The 24816-nt window shown below is 76.8% G+C and carries 25 protein-coding genes and 1 pseudogene; 11 read left to right on the top strand and 15 right to left on the bottom strand.

Annotated elements, in window-relative coordinates:
* Window positions 1–33: 33 nt before the first annotated feature.
* The gene (gene map, locus BMY88_RS00120; RefSeq protein ID WP_244524371.1) at window positions 34–819 is read right to left on the bottom strand and encodes a type I methionyl aminopeptidase; all 786 of its coding nucleotides are present in this window, start codon (window positions 817–819) and stop codon (window positions 34–36) included.
* 131 nt (window positions 820–950) lie between these two features.
* Here map and BMY88_RS00115 point away from each other — a divergent pair, with 131 nt between their 5' ends.
* The 3 genes and pseudogenes from BMY88_RS00115 to BMY88_RS24240 all read left to right on the top strand — a co-directional run.
* On the top strand, window positions 951–1457 hold the full coding sequence (locus tag BMY88_RS00115) for a DUF6328 family protein (RefSeq protein WP_091938916.1): 507 nt from the start codon (window positions 951–953) through the stop codon (window positions 1455–1457).
* Between the two features lie 49 nt (window positions 1458–1506).
* Window positions 1507–2949, top strand: coding sequence for a glycosyltransferase family 39 protein (locus tag BMY88_RS00110; protein ID WP_244524370.1), 1443 nt, complete (start codon window positions 1507–1509; stop codon window positions 2947–2949).
* A gap of 90 nt (window positions 2950–3039) precedes the next feature.
* Window positions 3040–3573 (top strand): annotated as a pseudogene (locus BMY88_RS24240) (ATP-binding cassette domain-containing protein); the annotation flags it as partial.
* Between the two features lie 205 nt (window positions 3574–3778).
* On the opposite strand, the gene BMY88_RS00100 reads toward BMY88_RS24240, so the two are convergent.
* The 6 genes from BMY88_RS00100 to BMY88_RS00075 all read right to left on the bottom strand — a co-directional run bounded on the left by BMY88_RS00100 (window position 3779) and on the right by BMY88_RS00075 (window position 10012).
* The gene (locus BMY88_RS00100; RefSeq protein ID WP_091938910.1) at window positions 3779–4456 is read right to left on the bottom strand and encodes a glycosyltransferase; all 678 of its coding nucleotides are present in this window, start codon (window positions 4454–4456) and stop codon (window positions 3779–3781) included.
* Window positions 4453–5316 (bottom strand): NAD-dependent epimerase/dehydratase family protein, encoded by an 864-nt coding sequence (locus BMY88_RS00095; protein WP_091939874.1) that lies wholly within the window; start codon window positions 5314–5316, stop codon window positions 4453–4455. Before BMY88_RS00095 ends, BMY88_RS00100 begins: the two co-directional genes overlap by 4 nt.
* 13 nt (window positions 5317–5329) lie before the next feature.
* Window positions 5330–6196 (bottom strand): aldolase, encoded by an 867-nt coding sequence (locus tag BMY88_RS00090; protein WP_244524369.1) that lies wholly within the window; start codon window positions 6194–6196, stop codon window positions 5330–5332.
* Window positions 6197–6216: 20 nt separating this feature from the next.
* The gene (locus tag BMY88_RS00085) at window positions 6217–7377 is read right to left on the bottom strand and encodes an ABC transporter ATP-binding protein (protein ID WP_091938908.1); all 1161 of its coding nucleotides are present in this window, start codon (window positions 7375–7377) and stop codon (window positions 6217–6219) included.
* A complete protein-coding gene (locus tag BMY88_RS00080) occupies window positions 7374–8870 on the bottom strand; it encodes an ABC transporter permease (protein WP_244524368.1) in 1497 nt (498 codons plus the stop codon). The genes BMY88_RS00085 and BMY88_RS00080 overlap by 4 nt, the downstream gene beginning before the upstream one ends.
* Window positions 8871–8989: 119 nt before the next feature.
* Entirely contained in the window at window positions 8990–10012 is a 1023-nt protein-coding gene (locus BMY88_RS00075) for an iron ABC transporter substrate-binding protein (RefSeq protein ID WP_091938906.1), read from the bottom strand.
* A gap of 93 nt (window positions 10013–10105) precedes the next feature.
* On the opposite strand from BMY88_RS00075, the gene BMY88_RS00070 reads away from it, so the two are divergent.
* From BMY88_RS00070 to BMY88_RS00060, 3 genes are read left to right on the top strand one after another with little or no spacing between them, the layout of a single operon-like run.
* Window positions 10106–10567, top strand: a complete 462-nt coding sequence (locus tag BMY88_RS00070) for a GNAT family N-acetyltransferase (protein ID WP_091938904.1) — start codon at window positions 10106–10108, stop codon at window positions 10565–10567.
* A 40-nt stretch (window positions 10568–10607) separates the two neighbouring features.
* Window positions 10608–10958, top strand: a complete 351-nt coding sequence (locus BMY88_RS00065; protein WP_091938902.1) for a hypothetical protein — start codon at window positions 10608–10610, stop codon at window positions 10956–10958.
* An 18-nt stretch (window positions 10959–10976) separates the two neighbouring features.
* Window positions 10977–11396, top strand: coding sequence for a MarR family winged helix-turn-helix transcriptional regulator (locus tag BMY88_RS00060; protein ID WP_091938900.1), 420 nt, complete (start codon window positions 10977–10979; stop codon window positions 11394–11396).
* A gap of 7 nt (window positions 11397–11403) precedes the next feature.
* Here the strand turns inward: BMY88_RS00060 and BMY88_RS00055 are convergent, their stop codons facing one another.
* Window positions 11404–11952 (bottom strand): DM13 domain-containing protein, encoded by a 549-nt coding sequence (locus BMY88_RS00055; RefSeq protein WP_091939870.1) that lies wholly within the window; start codon window positions 11950–11952, stop codon window positions 11404–11406.
* A 93-nt stretch (window positions 11953–12045) separates the two neighbouring features.
* On the opposite strand from BMY88_RS00055, the gene BMY88_RS00050 reads away from it, so the two are divergent.
* Entirely contained in the window at window positions 12046–12327 is a 282-nt protein-coding gene (locus BMY88_RS00050) for a DUF427 domain-containing protein (RefSeq protein ID WP_091938898.1), read from the top strand.
* A gap of 9 nt (window positions 12328–12336) precedes the next feature.
* Here the strand turns inward: BMY88_RS00050 and BMY88_RS00045 are convergent, their stop codons facing one another.
* On the bottom strand, window positions 12337–12762 hold the full coding sequence (locus tag BMY88_RS00045; RefSeq protein ID WP_091938896.1) for a hypothetical protein: 426 nt from the start codon (window positions 12760–12762) through the stop codon (window positions 12337–12339).
* A gap of 104 nt (window positions 12763–12866) precedes the next feature.
* Here BMY88_RS00045 and BMY88_RS00040 point away from each other — a divergent pair, with 104 nt between their 5' ends.
* Window positions 12867–13319 carry a GtrA family protein gene (locus BMY88_RS00040; RefSeq protein WP_244524367.1) on the top strand — a complete coding sequence of 151 codons (453 nt, stop codon included), beginning with the start codon at window positions 12867–12869 and terminating at the stop codon, window positions 13317–13319.
* A 67-nt stretch (window positions 13320–13386) separates the two neighbouring features.
* Here the strand turns inward: BMY88_RS00040 and BMY88_RS00035 are convergent, their stop codons facing one another.
* From BMY88_RS00035 to BMY88_RS00020, 5 genes are all read right to left on the bottom strand, one after another.
* Entirely contained in the window at window positions 13387–14358 is a 972-nt protein-coding gene (locus BMY88_RS00035; protein ID WP_091938894.1) for a hypothetical protein, read from the bottom strand.
* Between the two features lie 126 nt (window positions 14359–14484).
* Complete coding sequence (locus BMY88_RS23615) at window positions 14485–14634, bottom strand: hypothetical protein (RefSeq protein ID WP_170860892.1); 150 nt, start codon at window positions 14632–14634, stop codon at window positions 14485–14487.
* A 184-nt stretch (window positions 14635–14818) separates the two neighbouring features.
* Window positions 14819–15307 carry a DUF4234 domain-containing protein gene (locus tag BMY88_RS00030; RefSeq protein WP_244524366.1) on the bottom strand — a complete coding sequence of 163 codons (489 nt, stop codon included), beginning with the start codon at window positions 15305–15307 and terminating at the stop codon, window positions 14819–14821.
* A 160-nt stretch (window positions 15308–15467) separates the two neighbouring features.
* On the bottom strand, window positions 15468–15926 hold the full coding sequence (locus tag BMY88_RS00025) for an NUDIX hydrolase (protein ID WP_091939864.1): 459 nt from the start codon (window positions 15924–15926) through the stop codon (window positions 15468–15470).
* A 272-nt stretch (window positions 15927–16198) separates the two neighbouring features.
* The gene (locus BMY88_RS00020; protein ID WP_139220359.1) at window positions 16199–16720 is read right to left on the bottom strand and encodes a hypothetical protein; all 522 of its coding nucleotides are present in this window, start codon (window positions 16718–16720) and stop codon (window positions 16199–16201) included.
* Window positions 16721–16871: 151 nt separating this feature from the next.
* Here BMY88_RS00020 and proA point away from each other — a divergent pair, with 151 nt between their 5' ends.
* The 3 genes from proA to ilvA all read left to right on the top strand — a co-directional run bounded on the left by proA (window position 16872) and on the right by ilvA (window position 24448).
* Complete coding sequence (gene proA, locus BMY88_RS00015) at window positions 16872–22355, top strand: anti-phage protein ProA (protein WP_244524365.1); 5484 nt, start codon at window positions 16872–16874, stop codon at window positions 22353–22355.
* Window positions 22356–22357: 2 nt separating this feature from the next.
* On the top strand, window positions 22358–23074 hold the full coding sequence (locus tag BMY88_RS24235; RefSeq protein ID WP_244524364.1) for a DUF3320 domain-containing protein: 717 nt from the start codon (window positions 22358–22360) through the stop codon (window positions 23072–23074).
* 129 nt (window positions 23075–23203) lie between these two features.
* On the top strand, window positions 23204–24448 hold the full coding sequence (ilvA, locus tag BMY88_RS00010) for a threonine ammonia-lyase IlvA (RefSeq protein WP_244524363.1): 1245 nt from the start codon (window positions 23204–23206) through the stop codon (window positions 24446–24448).
* 86 nt (window positions 24449–24534) lie between these two features.
* Here the strand turns inward: ilvA and BMY88_RS00005 are convergent.
* Window positions 24535–24816 (bottom strand): hypothetical protein (locus BMY88_RS00005; RefSeq protein WP_428978299.1); only part of this gene is annotated, 282 nt, incomplete at its 5' end.

Raw genomic sequence — 24816 nt, 5'->3', positions numbered from 1 at the left:
AGGGCGCAGGAAACCTGCACTCCCGCCCTCCGCTCAGCGCGGGATGGTGAGGACGACGGGGCCCTCGTCGGTCACCGCGACGGTGTGCTCGACGTGCGCTGCGCGCCGGCCGTCGGCGGTGACGACGGCCCAGCCGTCCTTCTTGTGCTTGTAGCGCTCGTCGCCGGCCAGGAGCATCGGCTCGATCGCGAGCGTGCTGCCGGCCTGCAGGCGCACCCTGTCCAGCCCCGCCACCGGCCGGTTGGGCACGAAGGGCGGCTCGTGCATCGAGCGCCCGATGCCGTGCCCGCCGTGGTCGGGCAGGTGCGCGAAGCCGTACCGGCGCGCCACCGCGTCGATCGCCGTCGCGACGTCGAGCAGGGTCGCGCCGGGCACCGACGCGGCCACGCCGGCCGCGAGCGCCTCCTCGGTGGCCCGCACGAGGCGGGCGTCGTCCTCGGCCACCTCCCGGCCGATGAGCAGGGTGATCGCGGCGTCGCCGTTCCAGCCGTCGACGATCGCCCCGCAGTCGATGCTCAGCACGTCGCCCTCGTGCAGCCGGCGGCCGCTGGGCCGGCCGTGCACCACGACCTCGTTCGGCGACAGGCACAGGGCGCCGTTGTAGGCCGTCGGCGCCCAGGCGGGCTTGTAGCCGAGGAAGGACGACGTCGCGCCCGCCTCGCGGATGCAGGTCTGCGCCAGGTCGTCGAGGTCGCGCAGCTTCACGCCCGGGGCCGCCGCGGCCCGCACCGCCGCCAGGGTCTCGGCGACCACCCGGCCGGCGTCGCGCATGGCGTCGAGCTCGAGGGCCGTGCGGGCGGGCAGGGTCGTCGTCTCCACGCGTCCACGGTACGAGCCGCCGCTCGAGCCCCGTCCGGGCGAGGAGGTGACGGGCGGGCGCCGTCCGGGCATAAGCCTCTCCAGGGCCGGCCCGGCGCGGGCTCGGGGGCGGCGAGCAGAGGAGGAGCGCGATGACGACGACAGGTCCTCCCCGCGATCGGCAGCCCGACGACGACCGGGACGAGACCGGGGCCGAACGCGTGGACCGCGAGCTGCTGGAACTGCTGAACGAGTTGCGCGTCGCCCTTCCCGGAGTGCAGTTCCTCTTCGCGTTCCTGCTCGTCGTCCCCTTCCAGCAGGGCGGCGCGCGGATGACCGACCTCCAGCGCGACGTCTACTTCGTGACGCTCCTCGCCGCCGTGGTGGCGACCGCGCTGCTCATCGCGCCCGCCGCGCAGCACCGGGTGCTGTTCCGCCAGCACGACAAGGAGGCACTCCTGCGCCGGAGCAACCGCAACGCCTCCCTCGGGCTCACGGTCCTGGCCCTGGCGCTGGTCTCGGCGGTGTTCCTGGTGACCGACGTCCTGTTCAGCCTCACCCAGGCGGTCGTGGCCGCGATCGTGGTGGCGGTGCTGCTGGGCTGGCTGTGGATCGCCGGCCCGGTCGTCCAGCGCGCCCGGGGGTCACGCACCGGCTGACGCCCGGCGCCTCGCCGGCGCCCGCCGGCGGCTCGCCTACCCTCGCTCCGTGGCGACGACGGCCCTGGCGGGGCACGCAGGGGCGACCCCGCCGTCCCCCGCCCCGTGGCGCCACGCCTGGGCCGCGGAACTGCTCCCGCCCATGGTGCTGATCACCCTCGGGACGGTCCTGCTCTCGGCCGGGCACGGCCTGTGGTTCGACGAGCTCTTCACCGCCGAGATCGCCCGGCTGCCGCTCGCCGACATCCTGCACGCGGCCGTCAGCGGCGAGGCGACGGCGAGCTACCTCGCCGGCATCCCGCCGTCCTACAACGCGCCCTACTACCTCGTCGTCCACCTCTGGACGGCCCTGCCCGGCGCGGACGGCGACACCTCGCTGCGGGTGTTCTCCCTGCTGGCGACCGCGGGCGGCGTCGGCCTGGTCGTCCGCGCGGTCGGCCGCCTGGCCGGCCGGGCGACCGGCGTCCTCGCGGGCCTCGCCCTCGCCGCCAACCCCCTGCTGCTCGAGCAGACGGTCGAGGCCCGCAGCTACGGGCCGGCCGTGCTGGCCACCGGCGCCGCCCTCCTCGGCCTGGCGCGCTGGCTGCAGGACCCGCCCCGCGGCCTCCTGCTCCTCGGCCTCGCCGGCGCCGGCATGGGCCTCATGCACTGGTACGCGGTCACGGTGCTGGTCGCGTTCGTCGCGGCGGCGCTGCTGCTGCGCGGCCGGCGCGCCGTCCCGGTGGTCCTCGTCGGCGCGGCCGCCGCCGCCCCGACCGCGCTCCTCGTGGGCATGAACCTGCTGAACGGCACCGGCGGGCGCAACGCCGAGCACCTGCGCGACACCGGCGGCACCCTGGCCGACCTCGCCGTCGAGGCGTGGGCCGGGGGCCGCACCCCCCTGCTGTACCTGACCGTCGGGCTGGCCGTGCTGGGCGCGGTCCGCGGCCGGGGCGTGCGCGTCCTGGGCGCGTGCTGGGTGCTGGTGCCGCTGCTGCTCCTGCTGCTGGCCGAGCAGGTCCGGCCCGTCTACCTGCCCCGCTACCTGCTCGCCGGCCTGCTCGGGCTCGGGGTGCTCGCGGCGGCCGGCGCGCTGGCCGTTCCGCGGGGCGCCCGCTCCCCCGTCGCCGCCCTGCTCGTCGCGTTCTCGCTGCTGGCCGCCGCGCCGCTGGCCGACCGCGAGCCCCGGGAGGGGTCCGACCGGCTGGTCGAGGCCCTGGCCGCGATGCACCGTGCCGGGGAGCCCGTCGTCGGCGCCGACCTCCGATCGGCCATGGGCCTGGACCACTACGTGCGCACCCGCGCCCCCGCGCTGCGCGCGGACCTGCTGCTGCCGCCGGACGACGCCCCGCCCGGCGCCGACCGGGTGTGGCTGGTCCGCCGGCAGCTGCCCGGCGGCTTCTCCTCGACCGACGACGTCGACCTGCTGACCGCCGCGGGCCTGTCCATCGACCGGGAGTGGGCGTTCCCGGGCAGCAAGACCGACCTGGTCCTCCAGCTCTGGACCCGGTGAGCGCCGCGGACCGATGAGTCCGCGGTCCTCCTGCCGTCTCCCTGTCGTACCCGCCGGGCGTCCCGCCGGGTCGGACCCGGAGGTGGGCTCGTGGCGGGTGACGTCCCCCGGAGGCCCCCGGTCCGACCGCGGAGGGCCGGCGGCACGGGCCCGGCCGTCGAGACCGAGGGCCTCGTCGTGGTCCTCGGCGGGATCCGGGCGCTGGACGGCGTGGACCTGCGCGTCCCTCTCGGGAGCATCCACGGCGTGGTCGGGGCGGGCGGCGCGGGCAAGACGACGCTGCTGCGCGTCCTGGCCGGCGTGCTGCGCCCGGACGGCGGATCGGCGCGGGTGCTCGGCTCCGACGTCGGCACCGAGGCGGACGCGCTGGGCGCCCGCGTCGGCCGCACCGGATGGTCGGCCGGGTTCGACGAGCAGCGCACCGGCGGGGCGAACCTGCTCCAGCTCGCCCGCCTGCTCGGCTACTCCCGCGCCGCCGCGCTCCTGCGGACCGACCAGCTGCTCGCCGGCTTCGGCCTCACCGCCGCGGCCGGGCAGCCGATCGCCACGTACTCGGCGGCCGCGCGGCGACGCCTCGACCTCGCCGCCAGCATCGTCGTCCGGCCGGAGCTCGTGCTGCTCGACGAGCCGACGGCCGACCTGGACCCGCACTGCCGCGCCGAGGTCGCGGCGGTGCTGCGTGCTCTGGTCCGCGCCGGGACGACGGTCCTGCTCGCCACCCGGGACCTCGACGAGGCGGGCCGGCTCGCCGACCGCCTGTCGGTGCTGGCCTCCGGCCGCGTCGTCGCCGAGGGGACGGCGAGCGAGGTGCGCGCCCGGGCCTCGGCCCTCAGGAGCGGCGGTGGCGCAGGGCCCAGCCCAGCGAGCGCGCCGACTGGACCAGCCGCGCCCGCGAGGTCCAGGCCGAGTCGCCGCTGTCCCGGCGCTCCCGGACCACCGGCAGGCTCGTGACCGGCCGGCCGGCCACGCCCACCGCGAGCACGATGCTGGGGGCGCGCTCGGCAAGCACGGCGTCCCGCACGCGGGGGCCCATCGCCAGGAACGCCCCGGCATCCGGCGGGAGCCCGGTGAGGCGGGTGGCCACCCGGCGGTGCAGGCCGCCGGTCACCCGCCGCAGCGGCGAGGTGTAGGCCCCGCGCCGGCCGGCGAACACGGCCTCGACGTCACCGGCGGCCAGCCGGTCCACGAGCACCGGCACCGCCTCGGGCGGATCCTGCAGATCGGCGTCCAGGCAGATCCAGGCGTCGGCCGCGGGCTCGGCGGCGAGGCCCGCGTGCAGGGCGCGGTGCTGGCCGACGTTCTGCGGCAGGATCGTCGCTGCGATCCGCGCGTCCCCGCGGGCCAGCTCGGAGGCGACGCGCGCGCTGTCGTCCGGCGAGGCGTCGACGACGAACCGCAACCGCCAGTTCCGGCCCGCCAGCGCCGCTGCGAGGCGCGCGGCCAGGGGCTCGAGCGTCCCGGCGTTGCGGTACACGGGGACGACGACGGCGAGCCGCGGGCCGGTCACGCCGTGCCCTGGTCGGCCGCCCAGGTGCGGGCCAGCCCCTCCTCCAGCGCCACCGTGGGGCGCCAGCCGAGGAGGTCGGCGGCCGCGCGGGGGTCGCACACCCAGTCGGCGGTGTCCCAGGACCGGCCCGGGTGCGCCCCGGGGGCGGTGGCGATCGGGCGGCCGGTGGCGCGGACCGCCGCGGCCACCAGCTCCTCGGTGCCGGTCTGCACGCCGGTGCCGATGTTGAGCACCTGCCCGGGGGGCAGCGTGTCGCTGGTGGCCGCCCGGACGCAGGCGTCCACCACGTCGCCGACCCAGACCCAGTCCCGCCGGCTCACGTCCGCGGGCAGCGGCACCGTGCCGCCGTCGCGGGCGGCGGCGAGCACCACGGGCACCAGCCGGGTGGGGTGGTCCCCCGGCCCGTACACCTGGAAGGCCCGCAGCACGGCCGCGCGGACGCCGCGTTCGGCGGCCGCGGCCTGCAGCAGCAGCGAGCCGGCCGCCTTGGTCGCGCCGAAGAACCCGCGCGGGTGCAGCGGCGCGTCCTCGGCCAGCGGCCGCGGCCCGGCCGCGTACTCGGTCGAGGACCCCAGCCGGACGACGGCCCGGCAGCGGTCCGGCAGGGCGTCGACCAGCCAGGGGCTGGTGTTCACCGCCGTGGTGGCGGCGCGCTCGGCCGCCGTCGCCCTGCCCCGACCGGCGGCCAGCGCGAAGACCACGTCCGGATCGGCGGCGCGCACCGCCGCCGCACCGGCGACGGGGTCGGCGAGGTCGACGGCGGAGCGGGTCAGCGGGACGACGTCCCAGCCGTCGGTCTCCAGCCGCCGCACGAGGTGCCGGCCGACGAACCCACCGGCCCCGGTGACCAGCGCCCTCACCGGCGACCGGGCCTCACGCCGGCGCGGCGACGGCGACCGGCGCCGGCGCACGCCCCCCGGCCTCGCCGTCGGCCCCGGGAGCGCGCGCGACGGCGGGCTCGGCCGCGGGCCGGCCGGCGGCCTCGACCGCGGCGACGAACGCCGCGCGGCGGGCGGCGGCGGTCGAGGCGTCGGCGGCCCGCAGCCGGTCCAGACCGGCGAGCAGGCGCGGGACCTCGACGAAGGGGTCGCGGCCGGCCATGTCGGCGGTGAACGAGCGGCGCAGGAAGGTGAAGTCCGTGCGGGCCCGCACCAGGTCGGCGGCCAGCAGCAGGCCGGGCACCGGGGAGCCGCCCTCGAGCAGCGTCATCCCGCCGACCCCGAAGGGCTGGGCGACCTCGGCGCGGACGGCATCGACCGTGCCGTCGACGAGCGGCCGGAACAGCTCGGTGCTGCGGCGGTCGATGCGCAGGTCGTTGAGCCCGACGTAGATCCGCGACAGCGGCCGGCGGGCCAGGGCCGCGGCGCGGTCGACGGCGTCCTGCGTCTCGACGAGGATGCCGAGCCCGCACCGGCCGTCGACCAGGTCGAGGGTGCGGTCGACCTCGTCGGTGCCGCGGACCATCGGCAGGAACAGCTCGTCGGCGCCGGCCGCCAGCGCGTCGGCGACCTCGCCGGCGGTCCAGGGCCCGAAGCCGTTGATCCGGCAGAGCAGCCGCCCGTCGGTGGCGCCGCGCATGCGGGCCAGGTCCTCGACGGTGTCGGCGTTGATCTGGGTGCCCTCGCCCCGCTGCCGCCGTGCCTTTCCGCGACGTTCCCAGTCGACGACGATCCCGGCGGCGCCGGCGGCCACCACGTCGCGACCCCAGGCCGCGTCCACGGTGAAGAGGAGCAGATCCACGGCGGTGAGCCTAGGCACACCTAACGTGCAGCGGGCGTCCAGGTGGTGGTGTCCAGGTCCGACGGCGCGCCGTCCGGCCCGCCGAACGGCTCCCCCGCCAGGCCGAACACCCCGGCGGCCGGTCCGGTCGGCGGCTCGGCGGCCGGCTCCTCGAGCGGGAACGGCAGGGCGGCGCCCCGGACCTCGATCCCGACCCGGTCCCCCGCCTCGGGCAGCTGCCGGCCGTCCAGCCGGGCCGCGACCACCCGGCCGGAGGCCAGCTCCAGCGACACCCGCGCGTCGTGCCCGAAGAAGTCCACGGCGCTCACCCGGGCGACGGGCACCTCGGGGCCCGGCTCGGTGAGCCGCAGCTGCTCGGGCCGCAGCAGCACCCGGGCCGGCCCGTCGCCGGTGCGCGGCTCCAGGTCGAGGACGCCCACCTCGGAATGCGCCCGGCCGTCGCGGACGTCGGCGGGCAGGACCACCGCCTCCCCGACGAACGTCGCCACGTCGAGGTCGCGCGGGCGGCGGTAGAGCGTCCGCGGATCGGCCAGCTGCACCAGCCGCCCGCCCCGCAGCACCGCCACCTGCGACGCCGTCGACAGCGCCTCGGCCTGGTCGTGCGTGACGAGGACCGCGGTGGCCTCCGTGACCGCCAGCGCCCGGGTGACCGCGCGGCGGGTCTCCTCGCGCAGCGAGGCGTCGAGGGAGGAGAACGGCTCGTCCAGGAGCACCAGGGACGGCTCGGGCGCCAGCGCGCGGGCGAGCGCGACGCGCTGCTGCTGCCCGCCGGAGAGCTGGTGGGGGGAGCGGCCGGCGAGGTCGGCGTCCAGCCCGACGAGCGCCAGCAGCTCGGCGACGCGGGCGCGGTCGCGCCGCTGCCGCCGGGGCAGGCCGAACATGACGTTGGCGGCCACCGTCAGGTGCGGGAACAGGCCGCCCTCCTGCGGGACGAAGCCGATGCCGCGCCGGCGGGCGGGCACCCCCCGGCCGTTGCCGGCGACGACCCGGCCGCCGAGCTCGACGGTGCCCGAGTCCGGGTCGTCGAAGCCCGCGACGATGCGCAGCAGCGTGGTCTTGCCGCAGCCCGAGGGGCCGAGCAGCGCGGTCGTCGTCCCCGCCGGCACGTGCAGGTCGATGCCGGTCAGCACCGGGGTGGTGCCGTAGGACTTCGTCACGTCCAGGACGGTCAGGGCACTCATGTCGTCATACCTCGTCGGGCATCGCGGGAGAGCAGCACGGTAGCCGGGGCCGACAGCAGCACCATCACCACGGCGTAGGGAGCGGCGGCGCCGTACTCCAGGGCGCTGCTGGACGACCAGAACGCCGTCGCGAGCGTCGTCGTCCCGGTGGGCGCCAGCAGCAGGGTCGCGGTCAGCTCGGTGACGACCGCGAGGAAGACCAGCGCCGCGCCCGCGCCGATGCCCGGGGCCAGCAGCGGCAGCGTGACCCGGCGGAGGCGGTCCGGCGCGGAGGCCCCCAGCGAGGCCGCCACGTCGTCGTAGAGCCGCGGCGACTGCTCGACCGCCGCCCGCACGGTGACGATCGCCCGCGGGAGGAAGAGGATCGCGTACGCCGCCAGCAGCACCGGCACGGTCTGGTAGAGCCACGGGGTGGCCCGGATGCTCACCGTGACCAGCGCGAGGGCGATGACGATGGCCGGCACGGCGCTGCCCAGGTAGGTGCTGCGCTCGAGCAGGGTGGCGATCGGCCCCCGGCGGCGGACCGCCAGCCAGCCCGTGGGCAGGGCCATCGCCGTGGTGATCACCGCGGCGGCCGCGGCCAGGCCCAGCGTCGAGCCCGTGGTGGTGAGCAGCTCCGGCACGTCGAGCTCGGTGGAGGCGCCGCGGACCAGCCAGGTGGCGAGGCTGCCCAGGGGGACGGCGAGGGCCAGCCCGACCAGGCCGGTGAGGCCGAGCAGCGCCGGCGCCGTCAGGGCGCCCAGCCGGACGGGCCGCACCGGGCGGGCCGCCCCCGCGCCGGTGCGGGCGTACTGGCGCCGGCCGCGCAGCCGCAGCTCCGCGAGCAGCAGCCCCAGGCACAGCAGCACGAGGACGCCGGCCAGAGCGGTCGCGCCGGGGCCGTTGAAGGTCGCCCGGTACTGGTCGTAGATGGCGGTCGTGAACGTCGGGTAGCGCAGCATCGCGAGGGCACCGAACTCGGCGAGCACGTGCAGGGCGATGAGCAGGCTGCCGCCCAGCACCGCCACCCGCAGCTGCGGGAGCTGCACGCGCCGGAACACCGCCCAGGTCGACAGGCCCAGGCCGCGGGCGGTCTCCTCCAGCGCCGGGTCCAGCCCGCGGAACGCGGCGACGGCGGGCAGGTAGACGAACGGGAAGTACGACAGCGACACCACCAGCAGCGCGCCGCCGTAGGTGTCCAGGCCGGGCAGCAGCGAGATCCACGCGTAGCTGTTGACGAACGCCGGCACGGCCAGCGGCGCCACGAGCAGCACGTGCCACACGCGGCGGCCGGGGACCGCCGAGCGCTCCACCAGCCACGCCGCGCCCACGCCCAGGACCGCGCAGACGGCGACGGTGCCGCCCAGGAGGCGGACGGTGTTCCACAGCAGCTCGGCGACCCGGTCGCGGAAGACCAGCTCGGAGATGCCGCTCCAGCCCAGGTCGGCGGAGTACCGGACGATGTAGCCCAGCGGCAGCAGGGCCAGCGCCGCCACCGCCGTCGCCAGCAGCACGGTGACCGGTGAGCGGCGCAGCTCGCGCAGGCCCCCGGACGCGCGCCGGCTGCGGGGCGCCGGCGCGGCCGGCGTCCCGGAGCTCGGGCGCTGCGTCCCGGGGGACGCCGAGGAGACGCTCAGAGCAACCCCACCTCCTGCATCAGCTCGGTGACGCGGTCCTGCTCCAGGGAGCCGGGATCGACGGGCGGGGCTCCGAGGGTGTCCAGCGGCGGCAGCGCCTCGGCCGAGGCCACCCCGACGCCGACCGCGTACTCCAGGGCGGTGCTCTCCGACAGCCGCTCCTGGGCCCCGCGGCCGGTCAGGTAGGCGACGAGCTGCTCGGCCTCGTCCTGCTGGTCGGAGGAGGCGAGGACACCGGCACCGGAGACGCTGAGGAAGGCGCCGGGGTCGGCGTTGCGGAAGAAGTGCAGCGCGGCGTCGTCGCCCCGCAGGGCGTTCTCCGCCTGGTCCCGGTACCAGTAGTAGTGGTACATGATCCCGGCGTCGATCTCGCCCTCGTCCGCCGCGGTCATCACCGCGGTGTTGCTCTGGTAGACGTCGGCATTGCGCTCCAGGCCCTCCAGCCAGGCGCGTGTCTCGTCCTCGCCGCGCAGCGCGAGGACGGCGCTCACGATGGCCTGGAAGTCGGCGCCGCCCGCGGCGATGCCGATGCGGCCCTCCCACTCGGGATCGGCCAGATCCATGATCGACACCGGCAGTTCCGACTCCGGCAGCTGCGCCGGGTTGTAGACCAGCACGGTGGACCGCGCGGCGAACCCGGTCCAGGTGCCCGACGCGGGGCGGAACTGCTCGCCGACCTGGTCCAGCGTCGCCTGCTCCAGCGGCGCCAGCAGGCCCTCGCGGTCGAGGATCTCGATGGACGGGCTGTTCTCGGTCAGGAAGACGTCGGCCGGCGAGGCGTCCCCCTCCTGCACGATCTGGTTGGCCAGCTCCGCGTCGTTGCCCTCGCGGAACTCCAGCTCGATGCCGGTCTCCTCCGTGAAGCCCTCCAGCATCGTCCGCACGAGGCTCTCGTGCTGCGCGCTGTAGACGGTCAGGGTGTCGCCGTCCCCCCCGCCCGACCCGCCGCAGGCAGCCAGCGTCCCGGTGACGGTCAGGGCGGTGAGAACGGCGGCGGTGGCGCGCCCGGGGGGGTTCACGGATCCTCCAGATGGTGTAGGCGAGGCACACCTAAACACGAGTGTGCCCGAGGCGGAGGTTCCCGGCGGACGCGGAGGGGTTACAACTGGCCGGTGCCCGACCCGACCGCCGCCCCGCCGGCCCCGGCGCTCCGCACGGCGCGCTTCGCCGACCTGACCCCCTTCGAGGTCTACGCCCTGTGCCGGCTGCGGGTCGACGTGTTCGTCGTCGAGCAGGAGTGCCCCTATCCCGAACTCGACGGCCGGGACGTCGAACCCGCCACGGTGCACCTGTGGGCGGAGGTCGGCGGCGAGGTCGCGGCCACCGTCCGCGTGCTCGACGACGGCGCCACCCGGGCGATCGGGCGGGTGGCCACCGCCGCGGCGCACCGCGGGCACGGGCTCGCGGCCCGGCTGGTCGAGGCGGGGATCGCGCTGTGCGCCGGGCACCCCGTCACGCTGGGCGCCCAGGCCCACCTGGAGGGCTGGTACGAGCGCTTCGGCTTCCGGCGCAGCGGCACCGGGTACGTCGAGGACGGCATCCCGCACGTGCCGATGCGCCGCGAGCCGGGCTGAATCCGCGGTCCTCCGCCCGCGGGCGGGCACCATCTGCGGCGTGGACACCACCGCCGAGGACCCCGCCGACCTCCTCCGCCGCGCCGCCGACCGGCTCGAGGCCCTCGCCGCGCGGACGACGGCCGGGGACTGGCGCAGCGGCGGCCTGCTGGCCAGCCGCCCCGAGGTCGTCGCCGTCCGACCCGACGGCAGCACCGAGCACGTCGCCGAGGCCCGCGCCGGCTCCGGGGCGTGGATCACCGCCCTCTCCCCCGAGGTCGCGCCGCCGCTGGCCGCGGCGCTGCGGGCCGCCGCGGACCGCCCGCACCCGGACGACACGCTCGTCACCCTGGCCCGGGTGCTGCTCGACCGGCTCGGCTCCAGCGCCCATCGTTCGACGTCGAACCCTTAGGTCTCTAAGGTCACTCCCGTGAGCGAACCGCAGGTCGGCGACCTGGTCCTCGGCGCCGCCCGCGGTCTGGGCCGCGCCCTGGACGCCGCCCTGGTGGCCGCGGGCGGGAGCACCTCGACCTGGCACGTGCTGCGCGCCGTCCGCACCACCGAGGCCCGCAGCCAGGCGGAGCTGGCCGCGACCGTCGGCGTCCGTCAGCCCACCCTCACCCACCACCTGGACGGGCTGGAGCGGTCGGGACTGGTCACCCGATGGCGCGATCCGGACAACCGGCGGGTGCAGCGGGTGCTGCTCACGCCGGCGGGCGAGGAGCTGTTCGTCCGCCTCCGGCGCGCCGCGGCCGCGTTCGAGGGACGGCTGACCGCGGGTCTGGAGGACGGCGACGTGCGGACGCTGCGCCGACTGCTGGCCCTGCTCGTGGAGAACAGCGCGGAGTGAGCCGGCGTCAGGCGGCGGCCGGCGCGAGGTCGGCCGCGCCGAAGGCCGCGTCGAACCGGTCGCACCAGATCACCACGCTGGTGTAGCCGGTGGCGTCCACCCCCTCGGGGACGACGTAGTTCTGGTCGCCGACGTTGCCCTTGAGCGCGCCCAGGTCCACGAAGTCGTCGTCGAAGGCGGCCTCGGTCCCCTCGGCCGGGTTCTGCGACAGGTAGACGTAGAGCGCGGGACCGTTCGAGGTCTCGAAGCCCTCCAGCCGCACGATGACCTGACCGTCGGCCAGTTGCACGATCCGGGCCGTGCCGGTCGTCTCGTGCTCGCGGGAGACGAAGCTGCCGGTGGCCAGGTCGACCGGGGCCGGCGGCGGCTCCGGGGTCTGCTCGCCGGCCCCGCCTCCCGCCTGCTCGTCGGCCGGCGGCGCGGCGACCGAGGGCAGCGCCTCGGACACCTCGTCGTCGTAGAAGAGCTTCTGCGGCTGGAACCAGACGAGCACGAAGGCCGCGAGGGCGATCACCACCAGTGCCGCCGCCAGCCAGATCCAGGTCCTGCGCCGCATCGCCACGGCCGGGCAATCTAGACCGGCGGGCGACCGCCCGGGGGCTTCCGCGACGCCGCGCCCGGGACCGCGCGACCAGGCACGATCGGGGGCATGACCACCGCCACCTGGAACGGCACCGTGATCGCCGAGTCCGACGACATCGTCCTCGTCGAGGGCAACGCGTACTTCCCCCGCGCCTCCGTGCGCGAGGACGTGCTGCGCCCGTCGACCACCTCGACCACCTGCCCCTGGAAGGGCCGGGCGTCGTACTTCACGATCGAGGTCGGCGGGCGGACCAACCCTGACGCCGCCTGGTACTACCCCCAGCCGAAGGCGGCCGCGGCGGAGATCACCGGTCGCGTGGCGTTCTGGAAGGGCGTCGAGGTCCGCTGACGGCAGCCCTCAGCCGGCGGGTTGCGCCCCGGCGAGGCTCCGCGCGGACGCGGCCTCCCCCGGGTCGAGGACGCCGGCGCGCTCCTGCCGCTCGATGAGGCGGTGGTAGGCCGCCCACGCCTCCCCGGGGGCCACGTCGAGGGCGGCGGCGATCTCGTCCCAGCCGGCGCCCCCGCGCAGCGCGGCCCGGATGCCGATCAGCTGGCTGTCCCGAGCCTTGCGGGCGATCACCTCGCCCAGGGCGAGCAGCTCCAGGGACTCGGGGACGTCGAGGGTGGTGCCCGTGTCGCGGATGGCACTCCAGTCGTCGGGGTCCGCCTCGGCCGCGGTGTCGAGCGTCGCGGCGCCGCTGTCCCGACGGCTGAGGAAGTCCAGGCGGGTGGCGGCCGTGCTGAGGGAGAACTCCCGCTCCAGCGTGTCGGGCGTGATGTGCATGGGCTCCACCATGCCCCCGGGCGCGCGCCCGCGCCGGACCGGAGCGGTGCGACGCCGGACACGCGGCGGCGTCGGCACCCTGCGCTCGTCCTACGCTGCGTGCCGTGCGGAGCGGCCGGGAACTGCTCGTGCACCTGCGGGGCGGCGGACGGCGGATCGTCCGGGAGCTGTCCGGCTTCGGCCTCGTGGGCGGCTGCTGCTTCGTGCTGGACCTGGTCCTGTTCCAGCTCCTCTACGCGCGCCTCGGGGTGGACGCCGTCGCGGCAAAGGCGCTCACGACGCTGACCACGACGACGGTCGCCTTCGCCGGGCACCGCCTGATCACCTACCGCGGGCGGTCGCGCGCCCGGCCGGGCCGCGGCTACCTGCTGTTCGCCGCCGTCAACGGGGCGACCCTCCTGCTCGGGCTCGCGATCATCGGGTTCGTGCGCCACGGGCTCGGCCAGGAGGACGCGCTGGTCCTGCAGGCCGCCAACCTCGCCTCGATCGCGGCGGGGACCGCGGTGCGCTTCGTCGTCTACCGCCGGTGGGTCTTCCCGGAGACCGTTCCCGGCTGACCCCGCGGGCCGCGGACGAGCGGGGGCCCGCACCGGCATCCGGTGCGGGCCCCCTGCGGGCGGTGCGTCAGGCGTCGACGCCGACGGCCTCCTTGGCGACCGCGGCCAGGGCGACCTGGGCGGCGCTGATCACGCTCGACCGGTTCTTGTGCGTCTCCTCGTACCGGATGATCACGTTGATGTCGTGCGGCGAGCGCAGGGCCTTGGCGGCCTTCGCGGCGTCCGCGATCGACAGCGAGTCGTAGGCCTCGACGGGCAGCTCGTCGGCGGTGACGTCGCCGAGCTCCTCGCGGGCGGCCTTCGCGGCGTCGGCGGCGTCGCGGTTGCCCTCGCGCCGGGCGATCCCCTCGGCCCGGCGCAGCGCGGCGGCGCGCCCGACGGTCAGGGTCTCGCGGACGGCGCCGGCGAACGAGCCGGCCTTGCCCGCCACCTCGCCCAGCTCCTCGCCGGCCTTCGCGCGGAGCTGGCCGGCGCCGTCGACCACGTCGTTGACCCGGTTGGCCGCGAAGCGGACCGGGGCGTTGGCCGCGCGGGCGGCGGTGCCGGCGACGCGCTGCAGCGGCGTGGGCACGAGTGCCGCGGGGCCGCCGAGCGCCTCCTCGGCGAGGACGACGGTGAGCCACTCCACGGTCGCCTCGTGCGCGGTGATCAGCCGCTCGGCCAGCTGCTGCACCTCCCGGAGCCCGGCGGTGGAGGCGAGCACCTTGACGTAGGTGGCGCGGTCGAGGAGCTGGTGCTCGAGCTGCAGGTCGGTCAGCAGCGCCTCCTCCAGCGGGGCGGCCTGCTCGACGGTGGCCTTGAGGAGGGCGGACAGCCGTCCCACCAGCGGGGTGACGACGTCGGGTACGCCGCCCAGGGCGCGCAGCTGCTCGGTGAGGAGCCGGGACCGCTCGGCGGCGTTGTCGGCGTTCTGGGCCAGCTCGCGGCGCACGGCATCGGTACGGGCCTGGGAGACCCGGGTGCGGGCCACCTGCTCCTCGGTGCGGGTGAGCAGCACGAGGGCGCGGAGCTGGTTGACGATCTTGGTGTTGTCGGTCATGACGGGGAACTCCAGACATCGGGGTTGACCTGACGTCCGGAACATGCCCACCCACCCGCGCTTGCTAACTAGAGCAAGCACATTGCTAGCGGTGACCCGCACCACGCCGTGCCGGGTCGACCGCCGTCAGCGCACGCGCGCCGCCACCGGGGGGACGGCGGGCTTGCGGCGGGTCTCCAGGCGGAGCACCGGCTGGGTCAGCGCCAGCAGCTCGGTGCCGCAGGAGACGCAGTAGGCGCCACGCTGGTCGTGGGTGCCGCAGGTGGGGCAGGGCACGGGCTCTCCTCGTTCCGGGGAGTCCATCGGGACTCGGCGCGCAGACGATGCCAGTCGGGACGCGCGCCGTGCGCCGGGTGGGGCGGATGGGACGACACGTCAGCGAACCGTCACGAACCGGCCGTGGACACGCGTCGGCCGCGCCGTCGCGGGAGGCGACGGCGCGGCCGGCCGAGGCGGGACCTCAGGCGGCGCCGAGCGAGCGCCAGTAGTCGTTGAGGGCGCCGTTGGTCTTCACGAACCAGACGATCGGGCCGACGACGAGGAAGATGCCCGGGAAGTACCACAGGCCGGTGGAGCCGCTGACCGGCTTCGGACGGCCGGCCCGCTCGTACATGTTCCCGACCTCGCCGCTGGTGATGTAGGGCGACGCGATGCCGAAGACCACGGCGATGACCAGCGCGAGCCCGCCCCCGAGCCCGTTGCCGGTGTGCCGCTTCATCTCCTCGTGCACCTGGAAGAACCAGACGAGGGAGTAGATCCCGAGGGTCACGATGCACAGCAGGATGCAGGTGCCGGTGCTGCGGACCTTCCCGATCGGCCCGGACGTCAGCCCGTAGCCGCCCGCGGGCGCCGACGGCATCGGCGCGGGGTAGCTCCCCGGGGCCGCGTAGCCCTGCGGAGGCTGCGGCGCCGGGTAGGACGGCCCGGTCGGGTACTGGGAGGTGGACATGGTCCCCGCTTCCTGCTGCGGCCGGCGGACCCTCCGCCGGCTCGCCGCAAGCTAGACCGACTCCACCGCCGCGGACAGGACCTCCGGAGCGGCGGCCTGCGAGATCGCCCCACGGGCAGCCGCCGTCACGGGCACCCCAGGGGCCCCCGGCCGCGCCGGATCAGCCCAGCAGCCCGGCCAGCCGGTCGAGGAACGGCACCTGCCCCTTCACCAGCTTCTCCCGCGCCGCGACGAGGTCGAACCAGCCGGCCCGGTCGATCTCCGGGAACTCCTGCATCCGGCCCGACCGCGGCGGCCACTCGAGCGCGAAGGTGTTGCTCGTGCAGGCGTCGGCGTCCAGGTCGCCCTCGGCGGCCCACACCGTCAGCACCTTGCCCGAGGCGCGCACCTCCCCCAGCGGCGCGAGCTCGGCGGCCGGCACCGGGCTGCCCAGCTCCTCCGCGAACTCGCGGCGGGCGGCGGCCTCCGGATCCTCGCCGTCGACGTACTCGCCCTTGGGGATGGACCAGGCGGCGGCGTCCTTGCGGGCCCAGAACGGCCCGCCCATGTGGCCGAGCAGCACCTCGACGCCCGCGGGGCCGCGCCGGTGCAGCAGCACGCCCGCGCTCCGCTTCGCCACGACCCCACCCTGGCACGGGCGCCCGGGGCTCAGCGCGCGGCGCCGCGGCCCCGGCGGGTCCAGCTGGAGCGCACCCGCACGATGGTCGTGATGCGGGCCCGCCGGCACGTGGCGCAGGGGCGGGTCGGGGTACAGGACGGACAGGACATCGGGGACCTCCACGGGCGTCGGTGCCGGGCACCGTGGCAGCACTCCGCCGCGGGCGGCGCCGCCGACGCGCCGATGGGACGGGACGTCATGCGCGCGTCACAACCCGTTCCCCCGGTCCGGGGTCAGGGGCAGTTCGCCGAGCCCCGCCCGTTGCCGTTGCCGGCGCCGCGGCCGCCCTCGGCCCGGCCGGGACGGCCGCACCCCGGCGCCGGGGCGGGCGCCTCCGGCGCGACCGCGGGAACGACCGGCGGGGTCGTCGCGGCGGGGATCTCCCCCGGGCCGCCGGAGCCGTCCCCGACGATCGGCGGCGCGGCGGCCGGGGCCGGAGGCGTCGCCGGCGTGGACGGATCCACGGGAGTCGACGAGGTCCGCGCCGGGGCGGTCCTCCCCGGCCCGGGAGTGCTCGGCGCCGCCGTGGCCTGCGTGGGGGGTGCCGCGGCGGAGCCGGCCCCGTCCACCGCCGGGGCGACGACGAGGGCGAGCCCGACGACCGCGGGCACGAGGGCGGCCACGGCGAGCGCCACCCGACGCCGGGCGACCGGCCCGCCGGGCGCCCGGTGTCGGGACCGGAGCGCCATGGGCGCGGTCTCGACGTCGGCGTCGGCGAGCGGGTCGGCGGTCGGCACTGCTGGGATCTCCGCCATCGGCCGACGGTAGGCAGACCCCGCCCGGAGGCCGGACCGATCGCCGGCGAAACGCCGCGCTCGGCAACGATTGTCCCCGCGAGCCACACCCGCCACAGACGCCGCCCCCGCCTGACCGGACCGGTCCGTCCGGACCGGTAGACAGGACGCCATGAGCACCACTCCGGTCCGCCCGGCGCCCGCCGCTGCCGGCAGCGCGCGGCCCGCCGTGGCGATCTCCGCGACGAGCACACCGGTGCTGTCCTACGCCCTGGCGCACAACCGGGTGCCGGTGGTGTCGCGCCTGGCGCTGACCAACCACGGCGGCCCCGCCCGCGCGGCCACCGTGCGCATCCGCGTGGTCGACGCCGAGGGCCCGATCGGCGGCACGGTCGAGCGGCTGGTCGACCTCGACGCCGGCCGGACGACGGTCCTGGGCGACGTCGGCCTGGCCATGGACCCCGCGGTCATGCTGCAGATCGAGGAGCAGCGGCCCGGCGTCATCGAGGTCGACGTGCTGGTCGACGGCGAGGACGTCGGCGGCGCCGCGCTGCCGGTGCAGGTCCTGGCCGCCGGACAGTGGCTGGCCGCCCCCGCGACGCTGGCGCTGGAGATGCTCGCCGCGCACGTCCTGCCCCACCACCCCGCGATCGCCCCCCTGCTCGACGAGGCCGCGGCGCTGCTCGCCGAGCGCACCGGGGACCCCACCCTGCAGGGCGCGCACGCAGCCCCCGACCGCGTCGACGCGATCGTCGCCGCGCTCGCCGGCGCCCTGGCCGCGCGCGCCGTCCGCCACAGCGAGCCGCCCGCCGACTGGGCCGACGTCGGCCAGAAGATCCGCACCCCCGGTGACGTGCTCGACGGCCGCGTCGGCTCGAGCCTGGACACCGTCGTCGTCCTGGCCGCCGCGCTGGAGCAGGTCGGCATCCGGCCCCTGATCTGGATCGCCGAGGGCATCGGGAGCACCGGGGCGGGGCACGCGTTCCTCGGGTACTGGCGGGAGGAGCGCGGCACCGACAGCGCGGCCACCACCGACGTCGCGCCGCTGGTCAACCTCGTGGATCTCGGCTACATCGGGCTGCTGGAGGCGACCCTGCTGACCGGCTCGGAGAACGGGACCCCGGCCCCCGACCTCGGTGAGCTGCACCGGGCGGCCTACTCCGCGTGGCTGGCCGGCGGCGACGCCGCGGGCGCGGGGCTGGACCGCATCGTCGGCGTCACCGACGTCCACCGGGCCCGGCGCGACGGGATCGTGCCGCTTCCGGCGCGCACCCGCGGGGTCGACGGCGCCGTGCAGGTCGTCGAGTACCGGCCGGCGGCACCCCGCTCCGGCGGCCCGGTCCAGCCGACCCGCGGCGAGCACGACCGCACCCCCGCCAGCCGGCACGGCCGCCCCGAGGCCCCCGCCCGGGTGCAGCAGTGGAAGAACGCGCTGCTGGACCTGTCGCTGCGCAACCGGCTGATCAACTACACCGAGCGGTCCGGCCTGCCGCTGACGGTCCCGGCCAGCTCGCTGGGCACGCTCGAGGACCTGCTGTCCGGCGGGACCGCGGTCTCGCTGCTGGCGTCGGACCGGCTGGCCGCCGTCCACCGGGAGCGCGGCGCCGCCACCGCCCGCGACCTGCCCGAGGAACTGCTCGCCGAGACGCTCACCGAGCGGCGGTCGGTGCACGCCGACGTCACCGAGGGCGGCTACCTGCCCCGGCTGCGCGGCCTGGCCTACAAGGCCAAGACCGTGCGCGAGGAGACCGGCGCGAACAACCTGTACCTCGCGCTGGGCAGCCTGGTCTGGGAGCTCGACGGCCGGCCGCTGCGCTCGCCGCTGGTCCTGGTCCCGGTCGTGCTCACCCCCGCCTCGCGCGGCGGCGGCTACCGGCTGACCCTCGACGACACGGGCACCAGCACCCCCAACTACTGCCTGCTGGAGAAGCTGCGCCAGGTGCACGGCCTCGTCGTGCCGGGCCTGGCCGAGCCCGACGGCGACGGCGCGGGCATCGGCCTGGACCGCGCGCTGCAGGCCATGCGGCTGGCGCTGGCCGAGGCGGGGCTCCCCCACCGCGTCGAGGCGACCGCCGACCTCGCCGTCCTCCAGTTCGCGAAGTACCGGCTGTGGCGCGACCTCGACGAGCACTGGGCCGACTTCGCCGACAACCCGCTGGTCGGCCACCTGCTGCACCGGCCCACCGAGGCCTTCGCCGACCCCGCCCCCGACACCGCCGACGGCGCGGACCTCGACGAGCTCGCCGCGGCCTGCCCCGTGCCGGCCGACGCCTCGCAGCTGCGCGCGATCGCGGAGGCCTCGGCCGGCCGCACCTTCGTGCTCGAGGGCCCGCCCGGCACCGGCAAGTCGCAGACCATCACCAACCTGCTCACCCGGGCCGTCGCCGACGGCAAGCGGGTGCTGTTCGTCGCCGAGAAGCGGGCCGCGCTCGACGTGGTCGCCCGCCGGCTCGACGCCGTCGGCATGGGGCCGTTCGCACTCGACCTGCACGACAAGGGCAGCAAGGCGGCGGCGGTGCGGGCGCAGGTGAAGGCCGCGCTGGAGCACGCGGTCGCCGTCGACCGGCAGGGGCTGGCGACCGACGCGGAGGACCTGCGCGCCGCCCGCCGCACCCTGGCCCGCTACGCCGAGCGGCTGCACGCGCCCAACGCCGCCGGCCTGTCCTACTACTCGGCGCGGACGGCGCTGCTGGCCGCCGGCGACGACGCCCCCGTGCTGGCCGTCCCCGCGACGGTCGTGGCCGCCGCCTCCGCCGACGACCTGACGGCGGTCCGGCACGCGCTGGCGCTGCTGCCCGACGTCGCCGACCTGGCCCGCCCCTCCCCGCGGCACGCCTGGGCCTTCGTCGACGTCCCGCAGGTCGACCTCCTCGCCGCCCAGCAGGCCGCCGCCGCCGTCGACACGGCGATCCGCGCGCTGCCCACGGAGGAGCACCTGGCCCGCGCGCTGCGCGAGGTGCGCACGCCGGCCGACCTGGACGGCCTGGCCCACCTGCTCTCCGGCCCGGCCACCTCGCTGGACGTGCTCGACGAGGTCCCGACCGGGCGGTGGACGGCGGCCACCGGGCACGCGCTCGCCGAGGCCGCGGCCTTCGCCACCGGCGTGCACCCCGGGCTCGACGTCGCCACGCCGGAGGCACTCGCCCTCCCCCTGGCCGACATGTACGTCGCGGCCCAGACCGCCCAGGCGGCCACCTGGCCCGCGCGCCGCCGGGGCCTGGCCGCCGTCCGCGAGCAGCTGGAGCCGGTGCTGCGGCCCGGCGTCAAGCTCCGGCTGCGCGACGTCCCGGAGCTGACCGCCACGCTGTGGCGGCTGCAGACCGCGGCCGCCGCGCTCGCCGCCCGGGCCGCGGTCATCCCGGGGCTCTCGGTGCCGGCGGGCTGGAACCCGATCCTCGAGCCGGGCCTACTGGAGGGCCAGGTCGCATGGCTGCGCCGGTCGGGCGCGCTCGCCGACAGCGCCAGCGAGTTCGCGGTGCAGCTGCGCCGCTACGTCGTCGCCGGGCCGGGCCCCGATCCCGCCGCCGCGGCGGCGGTCGCCCGGCTGCGCGACTCCCTGACCGCGCTGCTGACCGTGTGCGGCAGCGACGGCCGGCGGCTCGCGGCGTGGTGCGCCGACGACGGCCTGGTGTTCCGCTGGACCATGACCCGCCCGGAGCGCGGGGTCGAGCACACCGGCCTCATGTCGCTGCGCCGGTGGGTCAGCTTCCTGGACACCCTGGAGCCGCTGCGCGCCGCCGGCCTGACCGACGCGCGGACGACGCTGGTCCGCGGCGAGCTGTCCGCCGACGACGCGCTGCGGGCGTTCGAGCACGGCGTCGCGCGGGCCTCGGTGGCCGAACGCCGGGACGCCTCTGGACTGGACGCCTTCGACCCCGACGTGCACGAGGTGGCGATCGGCCGGTTCTCGGCCGCCTCCCGCGCCGTCCGCCGCCACCTCGCCGCGGCGCTGCCCGCGCAGCTGCTGGCCAGGCGGCCGTTCGACGCGCACTCCGGCGACGGCCGGGTCGGTGCCCTGCAGCGGGAGCTGTCGCGGTCCCGCCGCGGGCTGGGCGTGCGCGGCCTGCTGGAGCAGTACGCCGACCTCGTCACCGCCGTCACCCCGTGCGTGCTGGTCAGCCCCGACTCGGTGGCCCGCTTCTTCCCCGCCCGCGCCGGCCTGTTCGACCTGGTCGTGTTCGACGAGGCCTCGCAGATCCGGGTGGCCGACGCCGTGGGCGCGCTCGGCCGGGCCCGCGCCGCCGTCGTCGTCGGGGACAGCCGGCAGATGCCGCCCACCTCGTTCGCCGAGCCCGCCACCGGCGACGACGACCCGGCCGACCTGATCGGCACCGCCGTGGAGGACGAGGAATCGATCCTCTCCGAGTGCGTGCAGGCGCGCGTTCCCCGGCAGTGGCTGTCGTGGCACTACCGCAGCCAGGACGAGTCGCTCATCGCCTTCAGCAACACCAACTACTACGAGAACCGGCTGTCGTCGTTCCCCGCGCCGACCCACGGGCGGCCCTCGGCCGAGCCGGACGGGCGGGGCGTCTCGCTGGTGCGGGTCAACGGCACCTTCCACCGGTCGGGCGCCGGCCGGCTGCTGCGCACCAATCCCATGGAGGCCAAGGCGATCGTCGCGGAGATCCGCCGGCGGTTCGATGCGTGGGCGGGCGGGGAGGCCACCGACCGCACGCCGTCCATCGGCGTGGTCACCTTCAACGCCCAGCAGCGCTCCTACATCGAGGCCCTGCTGCGCGACGCCGGCGACGAGCGGCTGGTCGAGGCGCTGGACCGCACCGACGGCGAGGGCCTGTTCGTCAAGAACCTGGAGAACGTGCAGGGCGACGAGCGCGACGTCGTCTTCTTCTCGACGGCGTTCAGCCCCGACGACCGGGGGGTGCTGCCGCTGAACTTCGGGCCGCTCAACCGGGTCGGCGGGGAGCGGCGGCTCAACGTCGCGGTCACCCGGGCCCGCCGGCAGGTCGTCGTCTTCACCTCCTTCGACCCGACCCAGCTGCGCGCCGAGCAGACCGCCTCCGTCGGCGTGAAGCACCTGCGCGCCTACCTGGACCTGGCCGCGCTCGGCACCGACGCCCTGCCGCGCGAGGCCCGGCCGCTGACCACCGTGGACCGGCACCGCGAGGAGATCGCCGACGCCCTGCGCGGGCGCGGCCTGGACGTGCGCACCGACGTGGGCCTGTCGGAGTTCCGGATCGACCTGTCGGTCGCCACGGCGGACGCGCCGGACTCGCCGGTGATGGCCGTGCTGCTCGACGGGCCCGCGTGGGCCGGCCGGCGCACCGTCGGGGACCGCGACGGCCTGCCCGTGGAGGTGCTCGCGGGCATGCTGCGCTGGCCCGCGGTGGAGCGGGTGTGGCTGCGCCCTCCTGGCTGCGCGACCGGGACGCGGTCCTGGACCGGCTCGTCGCCGCGGTGGACGCCGCCGTGCCCGCCGCCCCGGTGGCAGCTCCCCGCGCCCTGGTGGCTCCCCCCGAGCCGCCGTCCGCCCCCGAGCCCGTGGCTGCGCACGCGCGTCCGGTGCTGGTCCTCGTCGACGACGGCCCGAACACCCCGCCGGCCGCCGCTCCCCCGGTGTCCGCGCTGCGGTCGGGGCCGTACGGGGCCGTCGCCTCGGCGATCGACCCGGAGCCCGCGCCGGTGCGTGCGGAGCTGACCGTGCTCGCGCCCCTCCCCGCCGAGGAGCCCGTGGCCCCGGCCGTGGTCTCGGAGGAGCCCGTGGCGGAGCCCGTTGCAGAGGAGACCGCGGCGGAGGAGCCGCCGCCCGCTGCCCGGTCCGCGCGCCGACCGGCCGCCCGCGCCGCGGCCCCGCGCCTGGACGGCCAGCAGTTCTTCGTCGGCTGGGCGCCGAAGCCGGCCGGCGAGCGCAAGGTGCTCGACCAGCTGGCCGACGCCCCGACCGCCCGCGCCGTGCGCCGCCTGCTGCTGGCCGGCGTCAAGGCGGAGGGCCCGGTGCACCGCGACCGGCTCGCCCGGCTCGCCGCCGGCGCCTACGGGCTCACCCGGGTGACCGAGGCCCGCCGGGACGCCCTGCTCGGGCTGCTGCCCGCGGAGGTCCTCGTCGGGGACGTCGTCTGGCCGCAGGGCACCGCTCCCGCGGACTACACCGGCTTCCGGCGGCAGATCTCCGGGGCCGACCGCCCGCTGGAGCACGTGGCGCCCGAGGAGATCGGCAACGCGATGGTGGCGCTGTGCCGCGCCGGGGCAGGCGTCGCGCAGGAGGAGCTGTTCCTGCGCACCGCCGAGGTGTTCGGCTACCGCCGCCGGACGCCGTCGCTGGCCCCGCTCCTCGAGCGCGCCCTCGGCCTCGTGCTGGCGAGCGGCCGCCTCGTCCGCACCGACGACGGGGCCCTGGCCGCGGCGACCACCGACTGAATCCCGGCCCCGGCACCAGCTCGTCGTCGTCGTGCTCTGCGTCCACGGGTACGCAGAGCACGAGGCGCGCCGGACGCCGCACCCCGCCCGATGGCGAGCTCCCGCCGAACCCTCGGGGAGGATGGGCGCGTGAGTTTCTCCGCGGAGGTCGCCGACGCCGTCGCCCGGCTGGCCGGCGTCGCGCACCGGACGCCCCTCCAGCGCAACGCCCGGCTGTCCGCCGCCACCGGCGCCGACGTCTGGCTCAAGCGCGAGGACCTCCAGATCGGCCGCTCGTACAAGGTCCGCGGTGCGTACACGACCATCAGCCGGCTGGACGCCACCGGCCGCGCGGCCGGCGTCGTCTGCGCCAGCGCCGGCAACCACGGCCAGGGCGTGGCGCACGCCTGCGCCGTGCTCGGCGTCCGTGGCTACGTCTTCGTCCCCGGCACCACGCCCCGGCAGAAGCGCCAGCGGATCACCGCCCTCGGCGAGGGGATGGTGGAGCTGGTCATCTCCGGCGACACCTACGACGACGCGGCCGCCGCCGCCGCCCGGCACGCCGACGCGACGGGGGCGACGCTCGTCCCCGCGTTCGACGCCCCCGGGACGATCGCCGGCCAGGCCACCGTCGCCGTCGAGCTGCTCGAGCAGCTGCCCGCACCGCCGGACGTCGTCGTCCTGCCCGTCGGCGGCGGCGGCCTGCTCGCCGGTGCCGGCACCTGGCTGGCCGAGCACAGCCCGGCCACCCGGCTCGTCGGCGTCGAGCCGGCTGGGGCGGCGAACATGACCGCGGCCCTGGCGGCCGGGCACCCGGTCGAGCTGCCCGAGATCGACACCTTCGTCGACGGCGCGGCGGTGCGCCGGGCCGGGGACCTGACCTTCCCCATGGTGCGCGACTGCGGCGCGGAGCTGGTCGCCGTTCCGGAGGGGCAGATCTGCACCGAGATGCTCGACCTCTACCAGGTCGACGGCGTCATCGCCGAGCCCGCCGGGGCGATGGCGAGCTCCGCGCTCACCGGCGGCCAGGTGACCGTCGCGCCGGGGCAGACCGTCGTCTGCCTGCTCTCCGGTGGCAACAACGACGTCAGCCGCTACGCCGAGGTGGTGGAGCGCTCGCTGGTGCACCGCGGCCTCAAGCACTACTTCCTGGTCGAGTTCCCGCAGGAGCCGGGCGCGTTGCGGCGTTTCCTCGACGAGGTGCTCGGCGCCGACGACGACATCGTGCTGTTCGAGTACGTCAAGCGCGACAACCGCGAGACCGGCGCCGCGCTGACCGGGATCGAGGTCGGCAACGCCGCCGACCTCGCCGCGCTGCTGGCCCGCATCGAGGCCAGCCCGCTGCGCATCCAGCACCTCGCCCCGGGCACGACGGCCTACCGCTTCCTCGTCTGAACGGAGTGCCGGAGCGCAGGAAACCTGCGTGTCGTGTCTCCGGACCTCTGTCGCAGCGATGTCTGAGGACATGTGTCGCACTTCGGTTAGGCCGCGCAGAGTGTGGCGTAACGCTTGGCCGGGTTCAGGGTCAGTTGGCCGATCAGGTCGCCGCTGAGGGCGTGGAAGCTGACCTGGGGGCCGTTGACCAGGGCGGTGACCTGGGCGCCGCCGTAGGCGGCGCCCAGGCGGATCAGGTGCCGGCCGAGGGTCACGGTGCCGTGCGGGATGACGGTGAGCCGGTGCACGGTGGCGTCGGTCTGCAGCGGTAGCTGCGCCGGCCCACCGTGCGCCGGCGCGCGGTCCCAGGCTCGCTGTGGGGTGCTGTT

The organism is Trujillonella endophytica (assembly GCF_900110555.1).
Lineage (GTDB): Bacteria > Actinomycetota > Actinomycetes > Mycobacteriales > Geodermatophilaceae > Trujillonella > Trujillonella endophytica.
Note: the sequence above shows the minus strand (reverse complement) of the source record. Positions and strands in the feature narration are given on the sequence as shown.